Here is a 17,170-nt window from a genome sequence, read left to right as displayed (position 1 = left end):
GGGGCGTCGGTCACCCCGTCGGAGAGCCGTGACCGGACCGGGGCACCGACGGTCGGCGTCAGGGCACCGAGCCGGCCGGCACCACCCACTCGGTGCGCTGGCCGGTCACCCCGGCGACGAGGTCGAAGTCCCCGTCGTAGTGCAGCACGGTCATCCGGTGCCGCTCGGCCACGGCACCGATCACCAGGTCGGCCATCCCCACGCCCCGCCACCGGCCGCCGTCGGCCAGGGCCGCCTGCACCTCGAGGGCGCGCTGCCAGTCCTCGTCCTCGGTGGGCAGGTACTCGTACGCCAGCCGTCGGTCGGCCCGGACGTCCCGGTACTCCCCCGGCGTCCGGGCGCTGTACAGCGCCTCCAGGTCCAGGGCGGCGCAGGTCGCCAGCAGCCCGGCCGACAGCAGGGGCACGACGCGGTCGGCCACCGGGCGGTGGGGCACCCGCGCGGCGGCACTGGTGTCGAGGAGGTACCGGGCGACTACCGCCATGCCCGGTCGCGGTCCGCGCCGGTGGCGAGGAGGCTCGAGGAGCCGTCCAGCAGCCGTTCGACCTCACGGCGACGGGCGGCGGAGGCGGCCGCCTCGCGCAGCGCCCGGCCCACCGTCTCCTTGATCGTCGAGGTCGACAGCGCCACCCGGGCGGCATCGAGGTCGGCGTCGTCGATCTCCACCAGGCGCTTCGTCACGCCAGCAAGTATATATGCCTGCGCCGTCTCGTATATACGTCCGAGGTGTACGGCTCCTCGGCCGTGTGGTGGCGCGGCCGCTCGCGCCGGGTCGCGGCTCCCGTCCCTCTCGGCGTCCTCGCCGGCCGGTCGTGCGGCAGGTGCTGACGCTGCTGCGCGGACGCGGCACGCGGTCGGTCGAGCCGGACGACGGTGCGGGATCCGCTGGCACGATGGGGCCCGGTGCGGAGGGAGGCGGTGTCGTGGCCCGGCTCGGTCCCCTCGCCTGCGGCGTCCGCCGGTTCACGCTCGGCTGGGGCCCGCCGCGGCGCACGAGCGACACGGTGGAGTTCGTGTCGCGGGTCGTCGTCCTGCTCGTGGTGCTGCTCTCCGTACCGGTCGCCCTCGCCGTGGGGACCGCCGTCCGGTCCGACCTGGCGGCCCTGGCGCGGCAGCAGGCCGACGAGCGCACGCAGGTCCCCGCCGTCGTGACCGCCGACGCCGCGGCCCCTGCCGACGCGCCCCCGCGGACCCGGGTCCCCGTTCCGGCGCGGTGGACCTCCCCCGACGGGACCCCGGTGGAGGGCGAGGTGCCCGCGCGTCCGACCACCCGCGCCGGCGACACCCTGGTGCTGTGGACGACGTCCGACGGGCGGCCGACCGGCGCGCCGATGACGCCGGCCGGGGTGTGGCGGAGCACGCTCGTGCTGGTCGGGCTGGGCTGGGCCGGCACCGTGGTGGCCACCGTCCTGCTGCACGTCGCGCTGTGCCGGCTGCTCGCCTCCCGGGCCGACCGGCGGTGGGCCCGCGAGTGGGCCCGCGTCGAGCCGACGTGGAGCCGCCGCGTGCCCTGACCGGCGGCCGCTCGCGCCGCTCACCGACACGACTCCCGGAAGGACGCCCATGCCCCCCGCCGGCACCGACGAGGTCTCCCTCGAGGCCCTGCGCGCCCGCACCCGCGCGCTGTGCGCCGGGTTCCCCGACGCCTACTGGCGCGGGACCGACCGGGACCGCCGCTATCCGCAAGAGTTCGTCGACACCCTCACCGCGGCCGGCCTGCTCTCGGTCCTGATCCCCACCGAGTACGGAGGCGCGGGCCTCGGCGTGACCGAGGCCTCCGTCGTCATGGAGGAGATCAACCGCTCCGGCGGCCACTCCGCCGCCTGCCACGCGCAGATGTACACGATGGGCGCCCTGCTGCGGCACGGCAGCGACGCGCTCAAGGAGGCGTACCTGCCGCTGATCGCCAAGGGGGAGCTGCGGCTGCAGGCCTTCTCGATCACCGAGTCCGCGGCCGGGTCGGACACCACCGCGATCACCACCACGGCCACCCGCGACGGCGACGACTTCGTGATCACCGGGCACAAGAACTGGACCAGCCGGATCTCCGAGTCCGACCTCGCCCTCGTGCTGGCCCGCACCGGCGAGAAGGCCGTCGACCGGACCCGCGGCCTGACCCTCTTCCTCGTCGACCTGCGACAGGTGCGCGCCGAGCAGCCGGAGACCCTCGAGGTCGTGCCCGTCCGCACGATGTTCAACTACGCGACCAACCAGGTGTTCTACCGGGGCGTGCGCGTGCCCGCGGACCACGTCGTCGGCCAGGTCGACGCCGGCTTCCGGTACGTGATCGACGGGTGGAACGCCGAGCGCATCCTGCTCGCCGCCGAGGCGATCGGCGACGGCTACTGGTTCGTCGACCGAGCCGTCGCCTACGCCAACGCACGCGAGGTGTTCGGCCGCCCGATCGGCGCCAACCAGGGGGTGCAGTTCCCCCTGGCCGACGCCTACATGAAGGTGCGGGCGGCGGACCTGATGCGCTACGAGGCCGCCCGGCTCTTCGACGCCGGCCAGCCGTGCGGGGCCGAGGCGAACATGGCCAAGCACCTGGCCTCCGAGGCCAGCTGGGCCGCGGCCAACGTCGCCCTCGACACGCACGGCGGCAACGGGTTCGTCGACGAGTACGACGTCGAGCGCAAGTTCCGCGAGACCCGCATGTACCAGGTGGCCCCGGTGCACAACAACATGGTCAAGGCCTTCGTCGCGACCAAGGTGCTGGGGCTGCCCCGGTCGTACTGACCGAACCCTCCACCCCGGACGCTCGGGCGCTGCTCCCGTGAGGGAGCAGGGGGCGACCCCCGTCCTGTCGGTGCTCCCGGTGAGGATGGCGGCCATGGCTGCCTTCTTCCTCCCGCGGGCGAGCGACGACGAGCAGGCCGAGCGGCTCTACGAGGCCCTCGCCGAGTTCGCCGGCTGCGAGCCCGCTCCCCCGGGGCGGCGTGTGCAGGCGATCGCCTTCGCCCAGGACGGCGCCCGGTGGGTCGCCGAGGTCGGGGAGGTCCTGCGCGGGGAGCGGACGACGCAGCAGCTCCGCCGCGGAGAGCTGCTCGAGCGCACCGAGACGCTGACCTCGGCCACCCGGGTGCTCGCCGTCTACCCGGGCAGCCCGTTCGTCGTCGTGACCGACGCCCAGCCCATCACCGGCGCGCCGTCGGAGTGGGCCAACCCGTTCTCCACCCGGCCCGACGAGGTCACCCTGTTCGACGCACCCTGAGCCGCGGGGCCCGGAAGGCCCGCATCCGCGGGCGGTGCCCTGCTGCGCGCGCCGTCGTCCGCCCGGCGGGAGAGAGTGGCGGGGTGTCGCTGCTGACGAGACTGGGTGGGCTGCTCGCCGACGCTGCGCTGGGCCTGCCGCTGCGCGCCACGCCGTACACGGTCGAGCGCGACCTCCCCGTCCCGGTACCCGGCGGGGTGTCGCTGCTGGGCGACCTCTACCGCCCCGCCGGGACTCCCGGCCCGCTGCCCGTGGTGCTGGTCCGGCTGCCCTACGGTCGCGCCGCGGCGTTCGCGCACGCCTTCGCGACCCCGTTCGCCCGTCGCGGGTTCCAGGTGTTCGTCCAGTCCACGCGCGGCACGTTCGGCTCCGGCGGCCACTTCCGGCCCTTCACCACCGAGCACGACGACGGCCTGGCCACCGTCGCCTGGCTGCGGGAGCAGCCGTGGTGCGACGGCCGGGTGGCGATGACCGGCGGCAGCTACTTCGGGCACACCCAGTGGGCGGTCGCCCCCTACGTCGACCCACCGCTGGTCTGCGTCTCGCCGCACGTCACGGCCGCGCGGATCACCACGGCGTTCTACGAGCACGGCGCGCCCCTGCTGCACACCGCGCTGACCTGGTCGGCCGAGATCGGCCGGCAGGAGGCCGGTGGCCTGCCGGCCGGGGTCCCGACCCCGCGGCGCCGGGCGCGACTCGAGCGGGCCCTGCGCCGGCTGCCCCTGCAGGCCGCCGACACCGCGGTGACCGGTGCCCCCGTGCCGTTCTGGCGCGACTTCACCACCCACGCCGAACCCGGCGACGACTTCTGGGACGTCGCCGACCACGACGACGCCGACCTCAGCCGGATGCCGCCGGTCACCATGGTCACCGGCTGGTGGGACCTCTTCGCGGCCGGCCAGCTCACCGACCACGCCCGCCTGCGCGCCGCCGGTGTGCCCGCGCGCCTCACGGTCGGGCCGTGGATCCACGCCGAGGCCGGGGAGATCCGCACGATCCTCCGTACCGACGTGCGGTGGCTCGACCACCACCTCCGCGGCGGTCCCGCCCCATCGGGTGCACCGGTCCGGCTGTACCTGCAGCAGGCCGGCACGTGGCTGGAGTCCGAGTCGTGGCCGCCACCGGGCAGCCGTCCGGTCCGCCACCACCTCCGCGCCGGAGGCGGGCTCACCGAGGAGGCCGACCCCGGCGACGCCCGGCCCGGCGTCTTCACCTACGACCCGGCCAACCCCACGCCCACGGTGGGCGGCCCGCTGCTGCAGCCGCCGGGCAAGCAGGCCGACAACGCGGCCGTCGAGTCGCGCGACGACGTCCTGGTCTTCACCGGCCCGGTGCTGACCGACGACGTCGACGTGGTCGGGCACGTCCGCGCCCGCGTGCACGTGCGCCCGCAGCTGGAGCACGCCGACGTATTCGTGCGGCTGTGCGACGTCGACCCCGACGGGGTGTCCCGCAACGTCGTCGACGGCATCCGCCGGCTCGACCCGCGCACGGTCCCCGCCGACGACGTCACCGTCGGGGAGGACGGCGTGCTGGCGGTCGACGTCGAGCTGTTCCCCACCGCCTACCGCGTCCGGGCCGGGCACCGGCTGCGCGTCCAGGTCGCCGGCGGCGCCTTCCCCCGCTACGCCCGCAACCCGGGCACCGGGGAACCGCTGGCGACCGCCACCACCGGGCGCACCTGCCGGTTCGAGGTGTTCCACGACGCCGCGCACCCGTCGTGCCTGGAGTTGCCCGTGCTGCCGTGACGCACCGCGGCCCGGGTCCCGAGGAGGGACCCGGGCCGCGTGTGCCTGGTGAGGTGCTGGAACGGCCCCTCTGCAGGGCCCCACCGTGAGCTTGCGAGCGGTGGGGGGCAGAGGGGTCCTGTCTCAGGGCACGAGGATCGCCCGGCCCCGGACCTTCCCGGCGTCGAGGTCGCGGAGCGCGTCCACGGCCCTGTCGAGCGGGTACTGCTGGGTGTGCAGGGTGACCTTCCCGGCCTGCGCGAGCACCATCAGCTCGGCCAGGTCGGTGTAGGTGCCGACGATGTTGCCGACGATGTTCTTCTCGCCGGCGACGAAGTCCAGCGTCGGGATCCGGAGCTCGCCGCCGTACCCGATGACGTAGTACGAGCCGGCCGGGCCGGTCATGTGCCAGCCGTCCATCTCCGCGCCCTGCTCGGCGACGAAGTCGAGGACGACGTTCGCGCCCCCGCCGGTCAGGTCCTTGACCGCCTGCACCTGGTTCCCGTCGGCCACCACGGTCTCGTCCGCGCCGATCTGCCGAGCGAGCTCCAGGGCGTCGGGGTTGCGGTCGACGACGATGATCCGGGTGCCCGAAAGTGCGGCCAGGCACTGGACGCCGATGTGGCCCAGACCGCCGGCGCCCTGCACGACCGCCGTCGTGCCCGGGTGCAGCAGCGGCAGGGCCTTGCGCACGGCGTGGTAGGCGGTGATGCCGGCGTCCGCGAGCGCGGCGACGTCGGCGGGGTTGGTGGACGGGTCGAGCTTCACGCAGGCGCGGGCGGTGGTGCGCAGGTACTCGGCCATGCCGCCGTCGTCGTTCGACAGCCCGGGGAAGAAGGCGTTCTCGCACTGCATGTCCCGGCCGGCGCGACAGGCCATGCACAGGCCGCAGCTGGGCTGGGGGTGCAGGATCACGGTGTCACCGACGGCGACGTTGGTGACACCCTCCCCGACCTCGTGCACCCACCCGGCGTTCTCGTGCCCGATCACGTAGGGCAGGTCCGGGTTCTGCAGGTCGGCCCACTGGCCCTCGAGGATGTGCAGGTCGGTGCGGCAGACCCCGGCGCCGCCGATCTTGACGATGACGTCGAGGGGACCCTGGATCTCCGGTTCGGGGATGTCGTCGATCGTGGGGTCGGCGTGGTACTCGTGCACGCGGGCGGCCTTCACGGGTGGGTTCCCTTCGAGACGGTGAGCGGGAGCACGGGACGGTCCTCGGGGCGGGGGGTCTGGTCGGCCTCCGACCCGGGGTAGCGGGTGGTGAGCAGACCCCGGCAGAAGTGCGCGTTGCCGTCGACGGAGATGCGCACCGAGCGGGCCCGGCGCAGCACCAGCTCCGCCTGCGCGGGGTCGGGGCGGGTGCCGTCGTCGTGCACGAGCACCGGCGCCCCGTCGTCGACGGGCAGGCCGAGAGCCGCCCGCCGGCGCAGCAGCGCGTCGGTGGTGTGCTCCCCCGCGGGTAGGTCGCCGAGGGTGAGCGCCACGACGTCCACCGCCGGGTCGGTGCGGAGCAGTGCGGTGATCGCCCGCTCCATCGCCGCGGTGTGCGCCTTGCGCCGGAACGTCGCCCGCAGTGCGTCGAGCGACTCCTCCGCCTCGTGCCCGAAGGTGCCCCGGTAGCCCAGCCCGGCCGCCATCCCGCGGTTGATCAGGTCGGAGTCGTGGTGGTCGTCCAGCTCGACCACCACGGACCCCACCCCCGGGACGGCGGACACCGCGTCGTGGGCGTCGGAGACCATCAGCCAGGCGAAGTTCGGCGCGCAGAACGAGGTGGGCAGGCGCAGGTGCACCTCCACCGCCGCCCCGTCCACGGCCACCGAGCGGACGAAGCCGACGTCGGTGATCGGCTCGTCCAGCTCGGGGTCGACGACGGTGCCCAGCGCGGCCCGGACCTCTGCCTCGGTGACCTCTGCCTCGGTGACCTCTGCCTCGGCGACCTCTGCCTCGGCGACCTCTGCCTCGGCGACCTCTGCGGTGAGGCCGGTCAGCACGGCGGTCATCGGCAGCGCCTCAGACCGTCGCCAGGTCGGCCGCGTCGGGCTGGCGCGGGCCGGTCTGGGTCTCGTCGGCGTCGGGCAGCTGCAGGTGGGCCGGCACCGGCAGGTCGTACAGCTTGGCCGCGTTGAGGCCGAGCACCTTCTTCTTCACCGCGGTGGTCAGCGGCGCGTACTCGGTCATGTCCTCGGGGATCTGGAAGTCCACGAACCGCTCGACCAGCCACTTCGGGGTCCACAGCGCGTAGTCGCTGGAGAAGAGGATGCGGTCCTCCCCGAGCCAGTAGGTGAGCTCGCCCATGATCTGCGCGAAGTAGCGCGGCCGGGTGTGGATGAACGGCATCGCCACCGCGAGGCCGGCGTAGACGTTCGGCTCCTGCGTGGCGATCCAGCAGAAGTCCTCCAGCCGCGGCAGGCCGCAGTGCTCGACGACGAAGTTGAGGTCGGTGAAGTCCGTGGCCGCGTGGTCGACGTCGGCGACGTCGAAGGCGTCGCGGTCCAGCGGCCGGATCGTCGGGCCCTTGTGGATGTGGACGTTCGTGATGCCCAGCTCGCGGCAGAGCTCGAAGTAGCGGTAGGCCATCGGGTCGGTCAGCTTCCAGCCCCGGGACTCGCCGTGCCAGTCGGCGGTGTACAGCTTCACGCCCTTGAGCTGCATGCGCTCGGCGTTGGCCCGCAGCGCGTCCAGGCCGTTCTCGCCGTCGCGCGGGTCCCAGTAGTGGTTGTAGGTCAGCTTGTCCGGATGGGCCTGGGCGAGGGCGAAGGCCTCCTCGGTCTGCCCGAAGCCCCGGTGGTAGAACTCGGCCAGCCGGGCCGGCTGGAAGATCGCGTGGTCGACGATCCCGTCGACGAACACGTCGCGCATCAGCCGCTCGCCGCCCTGGTACAGGTACTCCTCGTAGCCCCAGACCTCGGACTCCGGGCTGAGGTTGCGGTGGTAGTCGTAGAAGCAGTCGATGAACTGCTTGCCGTGGACGTTGCGCTGGTTCTCCGGCCGCGCGTCCCACAGGGCGATGTGGGAGTCCACGACGTAGTACTGCTCGCCGTCCTTGCTGTACATCTCCGGCCTCCGTCGGCTCGCTGTGAGAGCGGTCACGCTCCCCTGGCCGACGACGCTAGGCAGGGGCCGCCCCCCGCGGAACCGGTTGCTGTCTCACTTTGGGACGCCGCCGGGAACGATCGGACGCGTACAGTCCGGTGTGACCCAGCGCACACATCCCAGCCGGTGGAGGTGCCCCGTCGACGTGGGCCGGGACGACGTGGGCCGGGACGACGTGGGTCGGGACGACGTGGGCCGGGACGACGTGGGCCGGGACGACGTGGGCCGGGACGACGTGGGCCGGGACGAGGTGTCGACCGCCGCCCCGCTGGCCGACCCCGAGCTGGCCGGGCGGGCGGCGGCACCCCGGCTGCGCGCGTCGTGGCAGCGCAGTGCCGGCTACGGCGTCCCCCCGGACGAGGTCGTCCCGGTCTTCAGCGGTTCGCCGGACACCGGCTCGCTGCTCTACGAGTGCGCGCACCGGGTGCTCACCGACCTGCAGGCGACCATCCCGAACGAGCCGGTGAGCCTCATGGTGGCCGACTCGCAGGGGCTGGTCCTGGCCCGGATCGGCGACGACCGCGACATCCAGCGGTCGCTGGACCGGGTGCACCTGGCGCCCGGGTTCTCCTACAACGAGCGCAACGCCGGCACCAACGGTCTGGGGCTCTCCCTCGCCGACCGGGCGCCCTCGCTGGTGCGCGCCGAGGACCACTACTGCACCGACCTGCGCGGCTACACCTGCGCGGCGGCACCCGTGATCGAGCCGGTGACCGGCGAGCTGGCCGGCAGCATCAACCTCACGACCTGGTCGAGCAGTTCCTCCGGGCTGCTCCTGGGGCTGGCGCAGACGGCGGCGAACGCCACCAGCGCGCTCATGCTCGTGCGCGCCGGCGGCCGGACCGTCCGGTCGGCACCCCGCGGCGAGGTCTTCCACGTGGTCGGCAGCCACCTCGCCCCGGACGCCGGCGACCCGTGCGTGTCGGCGAACTGGCGGGCCGCGACGGACGAGGCGGCGGTCGCCGTCGCCGCCGGCCGGGTGACCGCGGTCGTGGGCGAGCCGGGCGCGGGCAAGGCCACGCTGGCCGCCCTCGCCCGCCGGCGGCTCGCCCCGCGACAGCGGCTGCTGCACGCCCGGGCCCCGGAGACCGGTGACGTCGCGGCCTGGCTCGAGCTGTGGACGCCGGAGCTGCGCGACGCGGACACCTGCGTGATCGTCTCCGGGCTGCACCACCTGCCGGCGTGGGCGGCAGGTGAGCTCGCGCAGACCCTCGCCGCGGTCCGGCGGGCCGGCTCGCCACAGCCGTTCGTGCTGGCCGCCCCCGAGTTCGCCGCGATCCCCGAGCAGCTCGCTCAGCTGGCCGACGCCGTCGTCGAGGCCCCGCCGCTGCGGCTGCGGCCCGACGACGTCCTTCCCCTCGCGCACTGGTCGGCGCGTCGTGAGCGGCACCGCGCGGTCGGGTTCACCCCACGGGCCGCCCGGGCGCTGACCGGCTACGCCTGGCCGGGCAACGTCGGGCAGCTGCGCCGCGTCGTCCGGGACGCCGTGACCCGCGCCGACGTCGTCGACGTGCACCACCTCGCGGCGGAGGTGCTCGACGGCGGCAGCCGCCCGCTCAGCCGGCTCGAGCGGCTCGAGCGGGACGAGATCGTCCGCTGCCTCACCCGGCCCGACACCACGGTCACCCGCGCCGCCGAGGAGCTCGGCATCGGCCGCGCGACGCTCTACCGGAAGATCGCCCAGTACAAGATCACAGTGCCGCGGGCGACGGGCTGAGCGCCGCCGCCGACGACGTCGAGGCGACCAGGGAGCGCGCGACGTAGGGCAGGATCCCGCCGTGGCGCAGGTAGAGCGCCTCGCGAGCGGTGTCCACCCGGACGTCGGCGGCGAAGCGCACCGCACTGCCGTCGTCGGACCGGGCCTCGACGACGACGTGCCCGGGCCGGTCCCCCTCGCCGAGGCCGCCCAGGCCCGTGATGTCGAAGGCCTCCCGCCCGGTGAGCCCGAGGCTCTGCACGCTGTCGCCCGCGCGGAACTGGAGGGGCAGGACCCCCATTCCGACGAGGTTGGATCGGTGGATCCGCTCGAAGCCCTCGGCGAGGACCGCGCGGACGCCGAGCAGCGCCGTTCCCTTGGCCGCCCAGTCGCGGGACGAGCCGGTGCCGTACTCCCCACCTGCGAGGACCAGCAGCGGGGTCCCCGCGGTGCGGTAGTGCTCCGCCGCCTCGAACACCGTCTTCTCCCGGCCGTCGAGGTGGTCGAGGGTCCAGCCGCCGCGCCGGTGCGGCACCAGCCGGTTGCGCAGCCGCTGGTTGCCGAAGGCGCCGCGGAGCATCACCTCGTGGTCGCCGCGCCGGGAGGCGTAGGTGTTCAGGTCCGTCTCCCCCCGCGCGCGCAGGAACCCCCCCGCCGGGCTGTCGGCCGGGATGCGACCGGCCGGGCAGATGTGGTCGGTCGTGATGGAGTCGCCGAGCACCGCCAGGGCACGGGCCCCGGTGATGTCACCGACCGGCTCCGGGACCGCTGAGAGGTCGTCGAGGAACGGCGGACGCCGGACGTAGGTGGAGTCGGGGTCCCAGTCGAAGGTGGCGCCTCCGCCGCCCGGCAGCTGCGCCCAGCGCTCCTCACCGGTGAAGACGTCGGCGTAGCGGTCGGCGAACATCGCGGGGTCGAGGTTCGCCCGGACGACCTCCTCGACCTCGGCGTCGGTCGGCCACAGGTCGCCCAGGTACACCGGCCGTCCGGTTCGGTCGGCGCCGAGCGGGTCGTGGAGCAGGTCGACGTCCATCGAGCCGGCCAGGGCGTAGGCGACGACCAGGGGCGGTGAGGCCAGGTAGTTGAGGGCGACGTCGTTGTTGATCCGGCCGTCGAAGTTGCGGTTGCCGGAGAGCACCGCGGCGACGAGCAGGTCGCGGTCGGCGACCGCCTGGCTCACCTCCGGGGCCAGGGGCCCGGAGTTGCCGATGCAGGTCATGCACCCGTAGCCGACGGTGTGGAAGCCGAGCTGCTCGAGCGGGGCCTCCAGGTCGGCGCGCTGCAGGTAGTCGGTGACGACCTTCGAGCCGGGGGCCAGGCTGGTCCTGACCCACGGCCTGGCCGTCAGCCCGGCGGCGACGGCGTTCCGCGCCAGCAGCCCGGCGGCGACCATGACCGAGGGGTTGGACGTGTTGGTGCACGACGTGATGGCCGCGATCGCCACCGCCCCGTGCTCCAGCTCCACCCGGTTCGCCCGAGGCGACGGGCCCGGGGCCAGGGCCGGCGGGTCGCCGGCCGGGGAGGACTCCCGGCCGGCCTCGTCCACGGCGTCGCCGGCGGCCTCCGGCGACCGGTCGGCCAGCAGGTCGGCGAGCGTGCTCCGGAAGCGGCTGCGCGAGCTGGCCAGCGGGATCCGGTCCTGGGGACGGCGGGGCCCGGCCAGCGACGGCTCCACCGTGGACAGGTCCAGCCGGATGAGGTCGTCGAAGCGCAACCGGGCCGCCGGGTCGTGCCAGAGCCCCTGCTCCTCGGCGTAGCGCTCGACCGCCGCTACGTGCTCGGCGTCCCGGCCGGTGAACCGCAGGTAGTCCAGCGTGACCCGGTCGATCGGGAAGACGGCACAGGTGGAGCCGAACTCCGGGCTCATGTTGGCCAGGGTGGCGCGGTCGGCGAGCGGGACGGCCCCGACCGACTGCCCGGTGAACTCCACGAAGCTGCCGACGACGCCGTGGGCCCGCAGCAGCTCCGCGATGGTCAGCACGAGGTCCGTCGCGGTCACCCCGGGACGCCGCTCCCCGGTGAGCTCCAGGCCCACGACCGGCGGGACGAGGGTGCTGACCGGCAGGCCGAGCATCGCCGCCTCGGCCTCGATGCCACCGACGCCCCAGGCCAGGACCCCCAGGCCGTTGATCATCGTGGTGTGCGAGTCGGTGCCCACGAGCGTGTCGGGGAACGCCTGCCCGTCGCGGCGCACGACGACGTCGGCCAGGTACTCGAGGTTGATCTGGTGCATGATCCCGGTCCCCGGGGGCACGACGGCCAGCCGGCGGAACTGCTCCTGGCCCCACTTGAGGAAGCGGTACCGCTCCTCGTTGCGCGCGTACTCCCGGGCCACGTTGAGCGTCAGCGCGTCCGGGCGGCCGGAGACGTCGGTGACCACCGAGTGGTCCACCGTCAGCTCCGCCGGGATCACCGGGTCCACCACCGCGGGGTCGCCGCCGAGGTCACGCACTGCCTCGCGCATCGCCGCCAGGTCCGCCAGGACCGGGATGCCGTTGGTGTCGTGGAGGAAGACGCGGGCCGGCGCGAAGGACACCTCGCGCCCCCGCCCCGCGCCGGAGGCCAGGTCCTGGATGTCCTCGGCGGTCACCGCGACGCCGTCCTCGTGCCGGAGCAGGTTCTCGAGGACGATCTTCAGCGAGAACGGCAGGTCCTCGGCGCCCGGGACGGCGTGCACCGCCCAGGTCTCGAACGTCTCGCCACCGAGGTCGAGGACGCGCCGTGCACCGAAGCTGTCGTACCGGGCCATGCCACCTCCCAGAGTTGCTTATAGGCTACAGGCTGGGCGACGAACGAAAACTCACCGCCTCACGAGGGAGGGACGTGTGGTCCAGCCGGTGTCCACGAAGGCCGACTACGCCTACGGCGAGGTCCGGGAACGGATCATGTCCGGCGCCCTGCCCCACGGCGCGGTCCTCAACCAGGAGGCCCTCGCGGCCGAGCTCGACGTCAGCACCACGCCGCTGCGCGAGGCCATGCGCCGGCTCTCCGCCGAGGGGCTGGTCCTCCTCGGCGCCCACCGGGACGCCCGCGTAGCCCCGCTCACGGCCGCCGAGGCCCGCAGCCTGTTCGAGGTCCGCCAGCAGCTCGACCCGCTCGCCGTCCGGCTGGCCGCCGAGCGGCGCGACGAGCGCGACCGGGCGCGGATCCGCGAGGCCGCCGCGTCGCTGGAGCCCCTGGACGCCGGCAGCGGCCTCGCCGCCCTCGAGGCGCATCGCGCGTTCCACGGCGCGCTGTACCGGGCCAGCCACAACGACCTGCTGATCGGCCTGCTCGACGGGCTGTGGGACAAGGCCGACCGCTACCGCCGCGTGGCCCTCGAGGCGCGCGAGGACTCCCCCGACGACCGCACCCGGGTGCGGGCCGAGCACTCGGCGATGATGACCGCCGTCCTCGACGGCGACCCCCATGCCGCCGAGGAGCAGATGCGCCGCCACGTGGCCGGCAGCCTCGGCCGTCGCGCGATCGACGTCCTCGCCGGCACCTGAACACCGACCCCGTCCTCCCGCCCTGCGCGAGCTCGGGGCGGTGCGCTGAACGGGGCCGGGAACAGGGGGTCCTCTCTCACACGGTGAACTTCACACCCTGGGCGAGGGGCAGCTCGCCGGAGTAGTTGATCGTGTTGGTCGCGCGGCGCATGTAGCTGCGCCACGCGTCGGAGCCGGACTCCCGCCCGCCCCCGGTCTGCTTCTCGCCGCCGAAGGCCCCGCCGATCTCGGCGCCGGAGGTGCCGATGTTGACGTTGGCGATGCCGCAGTCGGAGCCGTCGGCGGCGAGGAACCGCTCGGCCTCGGCCTGGTCGGAGGTGAAGATGCTCGACGACAGTCCCTGCGGGACGCCGTTGTTGAGCGCGATCGCCTCCTCGAGCGTCCGGTACGGCAGGACGTAGAGGATCGGCGCGAAGGTCTCCTGCCGGACGATGTCGGTCTGCGCCGGCATCCGCACGATCGCCGGCTCCACGTAGTAGGCGTCCGGCGCCTCGTCCGCGAGCCGGCGCTCCCCGCCCACGACGACCTCGCCGCCCTGCTGCCGTGCGGACTCGAGCGCGTCCTGCATCGCCTTGTAGGAGGCGTCGTGGATGAGGGGGCCGACCAGCGTCCCCTCCTCGGTGGGCGAGCCGATGGGCAGGCGGCGGTAGGCGGCGGCGAGCCGGTTGGTGAGCTCGTCGACGACGTCGACGTGGGCGATGACCCGGCGCATGGTGGTGCACCGCTGCCCGGCCGTGCCGGCGGCGGCGAAGACGACCCCGCGGGTGGTGAGGTCCAGATCGGCCGACGGCGTCACGATCGCGGCGTTGTTGCCGCCGAGCTCGAGCAGGGAGCGGCCGAAGCGGTCGGCCACCCGCGGGCCGACCGCCCGGCCCATGCGCGTCGACCCGGTGGCGCTGAGCAGGGCCACACCCGGGGAGCCCACCAACGCCTCCCCCACGTCGGCGCCGCCGACGACGACCTGGCTCAGGTGGGCGGGGGCGCCGGTCTCGGCGATCGCGCGGTCGAGCAGGGCGGCCGAGGCGAGGGCCGACAGCGGGGCGAGCTCGGAGGGCTTCCAGACCACCGGGTCCCCGCAGACGAGGGCGAGGGCGGTGTTCCACGACCAGACGGCGACCGGGAAGTTGAAGGCGCTGATCACGCCGACGACGCCCAGGGGGTGCCAGGTCTCCATGAGCCGGTGGCCGGGGCGCTCGGAGCTGATGGTCTTGCCGTAGAGCTGCCGGGAGAGACCGACGGCGAACTCGCAGATGTCGATCATCTCCTGGACCTCGCCCCGGGCCTCCGAGGTGATCTTGCCGACCTCGAGGCTGACCAGGGTGCCGAGGTCGGCCTTGTGCTCGCGGAGCAGCTCGCCGAAGCGGCGCACCAGCCCGCCGCGCACCGGCGCCGGCACCGTCCGCCACGCCTGGAACGCCTGGCCGGCGCGGGTGACCGCGTCGTGGACGTCGGCCGCGCCCTGCCAGCGGACGGAGGCCAGCGGCGCTCCGTTGACCGGGGAGGTCACGGGACGGTCGCCGGCGACGGCGTCGAGGTCGACGCCGCAGCGGGCGGCGGCCTCCCGCGCCGAACGGCTGAGGTCGTCGGCGGTGGGCAGGGTGGTCACGTACGGCTCCTCGGGGATCGTGGGTCGGCGGCCACCGTGCAGGTGGGAGGACCCCCTCCTCCCCACCGCTCGCACGCTCGCGGCGGGACCCGGGAGGGGGCCGAACGGTGGGGGTGCACGGTGGTCCTCTCTAGACGATGTTCAGCTCGGGCCGGACGTCGGCGCTCGTGAAGCGTGCGGCGCCGAGCCCGGAGACGTCGACGAAGGGCTCCTCGCCGAGGTACAGGTCGCGCACGACCTCGCCCACGGCCGGCCCCATCAGGAAACCGTGCCCCGAGAAGCCGGTCGCGTACAGGAAGCCCTCCACCGTGTCGGCGCGGCCGATGAGGGCGTTGTGGTCCGGGGTCATCTCGTACAGCCCCGCCCAGCCGCCGACGATGCCCACCTCGGCCAGCGCCGGCGCGCGCCGCTCGATCGCCTCGCCGAGGCGGGGCAGCCAGGCGTCGGATCGGGAGAGGGCGAAGCCGGGGGTCTCCGCGGGGTCGGACATGCCGAGCAGCAGACCGGAGCCCTCCCGGTGGAAGTACAGGCTGGTCTCGAAGTCGATGGTGAAGGGGGTGTGCGGGTCCAGGCCGGGCATCGGCTCGGTGACCAGGATCTGCCGGCGCAGCGGGGTGACCAGGAGGTCGACGCCCGCCCAGGAACCGACCTCCGCCGACCAGGCCCCGGCGGCGCAGACGACCGTGTCGGTCCGGATGGTCCCGGCGGCGGTCCGCACGCCGGTGACCCGGCCGTCCCGGACGTCGATACCGGCGGCCGCGCAGTGCGGCAGCAGCGTTGCGCCGGCCCGGCGGGCGGCCGCCGCGTAGCCGAGGACGACCGACTCCGGCGTGCAGTGGCCATCGGTCGGGGAGTACGCCGCGGCGAGCAGCCCCTCCGTGGCGATGAGCGGTGACAGTCGGCGGGCCTCGTCCACACCGATCACGCGGCTGGGGACGCCGAGCTCGTTCTGCAGCGCGACGTTGGCCTCGAAGGCGACCACGGCCTCGGGGGTGCTGAGCAGGAACAGGTAACCGACCTGGGAGAGGTCGATCTCCTGGCCGAACAGCCGGGGGAAGTCGCGGAAGGTCTCGAGGCTGCGCGCGCCGAGCGCGATGTTGACGGGGTCGGAGAACTGCGCCCGGACGCCACCGGCCGCCTTGCAGGTCGAGCCGGACCCGAGTGCGCCGGCGTCGAGCAGCACGACGTCCCGCACCCCGGCCCGTGCCAGGGAGCAGGCCGAGCTCAGGCCCACCACGCCCCCGCCGATGACGACCACCGAGGCCGACGACGGCGGCTGGCGCCGGGGAGCGGTCATCACGGTCCTCACGGGAGCGGGGGGACGCCGGGTGCGCTGTGATCATGCCGCCCGGCAGCGTGCAGCACCATCGACGGTTCGTGCACCTGACCGTTTAACGTTCCTGCATGGACGGCGACCTCGACCTGGTAAAGCTGCGCACCCTGGTCGAGATCCGCACGAGCGGCAGCATGACCGCGGCGGCTGCGGCCCTCGGGTACACGACGGGTGCGGTGTCCCAGCAGATGGCGGCGCTGGCGCGGTCGGTGCGGGCCGACCTGTTCACCCAGGTCGGCCGTCGCGTGCAGCTCACCGATGCCGGCCGGCTGCTCGCCGACCACGCGGAGGGGCTGCTGTCCCTGGCGCGGCAGACCGAGCTGGCGCTGGCCGGCCTCCCCGGGGGGCCGCAGACGAGCGTCCTCGTCGGGGTCTTCGGGACGGCGGCCGCGCTGCTGCCCCGCGCCCTGCTGCGGGTGCGCGAGCACTGCCCCGGCGTCCGTCTGCGGTCGGTCGAGGTCGACGTGGACGACGCCACGTCCGCCGTGGCCGCCGGGCGGGTCGACCTCGCCTTCGGCGTGGACTACCCGCACGCGCCCGTCCCGCGGGCCCGGGACGTGGCCCTGCTCGTCCTCGGCACCGAGCGGTTCGCGATGGCCACCGCCGCCGGTCGCTCGGCGCCGGGCACACCGGTGTCGCTGCGCGACTTCGCCGACGAGCCGTGGATCCTGCCACCGGAGCAGAGCTCCTACGGCCGCGCCGTCCGGATGGCCTGCCGCCGGCTGGACTTCGAGCCCCGCGCCGACCACGTCGTGACCGACACGGCCTCGACGCTGTCCCTGGTCGCCGCCGGCCTCGGTGTGGCGCCCGTGACGGACCTCATGCTGTCGCTGCGGCGTGCGGGCCTGGCCACGGTGCCGCTGACCGACCGCGTCGAACGGACGCTGGTGCTGGCCCACCGCCGTGAGCCGGCACCCCAGCCCGGGGTGCGGGCGGTCATCGACGCCATCCGGACCTCGATGACGTCCGGCCGGCCCGGCTGACGGGACGACCCGGGGTCGCTCGCCCGTCCCCCT

15 protein-coding genes are annotated in these 17,170 nt (G+C 74.4%); 7 read left to right on the top strand and 8 right to left on the bottom strand.

All coding sequences use genetic code 11. The features are described from left to right. Positions 1–58: 58 nt before the first annotated feature. Both ACWIX3_RS16605 and ACWIX3_RS16600 read right to left on the bottom strand, forming a co-directional pair. Positions 59–484 (bottom strand): PIN domain-containing protein, encoded by a 426-nt coding sequence (locus ACWIX3_RS16605; protein WP_448608445.1) that lies wholly within the window; start codon positions 482–484, stop codon positions 59–61. Further along, positions 475–681, bottom strand: a complete 207-nt coding sequence (locus ACWIX3_RS16600) for a DUF2191 domain-containing protein (RefSeq protein ID WP_448608444.1) — start codon at positions 679–681, stop codon at positions 475–477. The genes ACWIX3_RS16605 and ACWIX3_RS16600 overlap by 10 nt, the downstream gene beginning before the upstream one ends. Positions 682–923: 242 nt before the next feature. Between ACWIX3_RS16600 and ACWIX3_RS16595 the strand changes: the two genes are divergently transcribed. The 4 genes from ACWIX3_RS16595 (at position 924) to ACWIX3_RS16580 (ending at position 4,959) form a co-directional block, all read left to right on the top strand. Continuing rightward, on the top strand, positions 924–1,514 hold the full coding sequence (locus ACWIX3_RS16595) for an Rv1733c family protein (protein WP_448608443.1): 591 nt from the start codon (positions 924–926) through the stop codon (positions 1,512–1,514). A 49-nt stretch (positions 1,515–1,563) separates the two neighbouring features. Beyond that, positions 1,564–2,736 (top strand): acyl-CoA dehydrogenase family protein, encoded by a 1,173-nt coding sequence (locus ACWIX3_RS16590; RefSeq protein WP_448608442.1) that lies wholly within the window; start codon positions 1,564–1,566, stop codon positions 2,734–2,736. 94 nt (positions 2,737–2,830) lie between these two features. Next, positions 2,831–3,211, top strand: a complete 381-nt coding sequence (locus ACWIX3_RS16585) for a hypothetical protein (protein ID WP_448608441.1) — start codon at positions 2,831–2,833, stop codon at positions 3,209–3,211. 83 nt (positions 3,212–3,294) lie between these two features. Continuing rightward, positions 3,295–4,959 carry a CocE/NonD family hydrolase gene (locus ACWIX3_RS16580; protein ID WP_448608440.1) on the top strand — a complete coding sequence of 555 codons (1,665 nt, stop codon included), beginning with the start codon at positions 3,295–3,297 and terminating at the stop codon, positions 4,957–4,959. A gap of 123 nt (positions 4,960–5,082) precedes the next feature. Here the strand turns inward: ACWIX3_RS16580 and ACWIX3_RS16575 are convergent, their stop codons facing one another. Genes ACWIX3_RS16575 through ACWIX3_RS16565 form a run of 3 tightly spaced genes read right to left on the bottom strand, consistent with a single transcriptional unit; the run spans position 5,083 to position 7,992 of the window. Then, on the bottom strand, positions 5,083–6,108 hold the full coding sequence (locus ACWIX3_RS16575) for an NAD(P)-dependent alcohol dehydrogenase (RefSeq protein WP_448608439.1): 1,026 nt from the start codon (positions 6,106–6,108) through the stop codon (positions 5,083–5,085). After that, on the bottom strand, positions 6,105–6,938 hold the full coding sequence (locus ACWIX3_RS16570) for an iron-sulfur cluster assembly protein (RefSeq protein ID WP_448608438.1): 834 nt from the start codon (positions 6,936–6,938) through the stop codon (positions 6,105–6,107). Before ACWIX3_RS16570 ends, ACWIX3_RS16575 begins: the two co-directional genes overlap by 4 nt. Positions 6,939–6,948: 10 nt before the next feature. Beyond that, positions 6,949–7,992, bottom strand: a complete 1,044-nt coding sequence (locus tag ACWIX3_RS16565; RefSeq protein ID WP_448608437.1) for an amidohydrolase family protein — start codon at positions 7,990–7,992, stop codon at positions 6,949–6,951. A 184-nt stretch (positions 7,993–8,176) separates the two neighbouring features. Between ACWIX3_RS16565 and ACWIX3_RS16560 the strand changes: the two genes are divergently transcribed. Beyond that, entirely contained in the window at positions 8,177–9,748 is a 1,572-nt protein-coding gene (locus ACWIX3_RS16560) for a helix-turn-helix domain-containing protein (RefSeq protein WP_448608436.1), read from the top strand. On the opposite strand, the gene acnA is transcribed toward ACWIX3_RS16560, so the two are convergent. Further along, entirely contained in the window at positions 9,723–12,476 is a 2,754-nt protein-coding gene (gene acnA, locus ACWIX3_RS16555; protein ID WP_448608435.1) for an aconitate hydratase AcnA, read from the bottom strand. The genes ACWIX3_RS16560 and acnA overlap by 26 nt on opposite strands. Before the next feature lie 88 nt (positions 12,477–12,564). On the opposite strand from acnA, the gene ACWIX3_RS16550 reads away from it, so the two are divergent. Continuing rightward, the gene (locus ACWIX3_RS16550; protein WP_448608434.1) at positions 12,565–13,215 is read left to right on the top strand and encodes a GntR family transcriptional regulator; all 651 of its coding nucleotides are present in this window, start codon (positions 12,565–12,567) and stop codon (positions 13,213–13,215) included. A gap of 76 nt (positions 13,216–13,291) precedes the next feature. On the opposite strand, the gene amaB is transcribed toward ACWIX3_RS16550, so the two are convergent. Continuing rightward, positions 13,292–14,821: an L-piperidine-6-carboxylate dehydrogenase gene (gene amaB / locus ACWIX3_RS16545; protein ID WP_448608433.1), complete on the bottom strand. Its 1,530-nt coding sequence runs from the start codon at positions 14,819–14,821 to the stop codon at positions 13,292–13,294. A gap of 130 nt (positions 14,822–14,951) precedes the next feature. After that, positions 14,952–16,118 carry an NAD(P)/FAD-dependent oxidoreductase gene (locus ACWIX3_RS16540; protein WP_448608432.1) on the bottom strand — a complete coding sequence of 389 codons (1,167 nt, stop codon included), beginning with the start codon at positions 16,116–16,118 and terminating at the stop codon, positions 14,952–14,954. A gap of 107 nt (positions 16,119–16,225) precedes the next feature. Between ACWIX3_RS16540 and ACWIX3_RS16535 the strand changes: the two genes are divergently transcribed. Further along, on the top strand, positions 16,226–17,137 hold the full coding sequence (locus tag ACWIX3_RS16535) for a LysR family transcriptional regulator (RefSeq protein ID WP_448608431.1): 912 nt from the start codon (positions 16,226–16,228) through the stop codon (positions 17,135–17,137). Positions 17,138–17,170 lie beyond the last annotated feature (33 nt).

It is taken from the genome of Geodermatophilus sp. URMC 60 (assembly GCF_053502585.1).
Note: the sequence above shows the minus strand (reverse complement) of the source record. Positions and strands in the feature narration are given on the sequence as shown.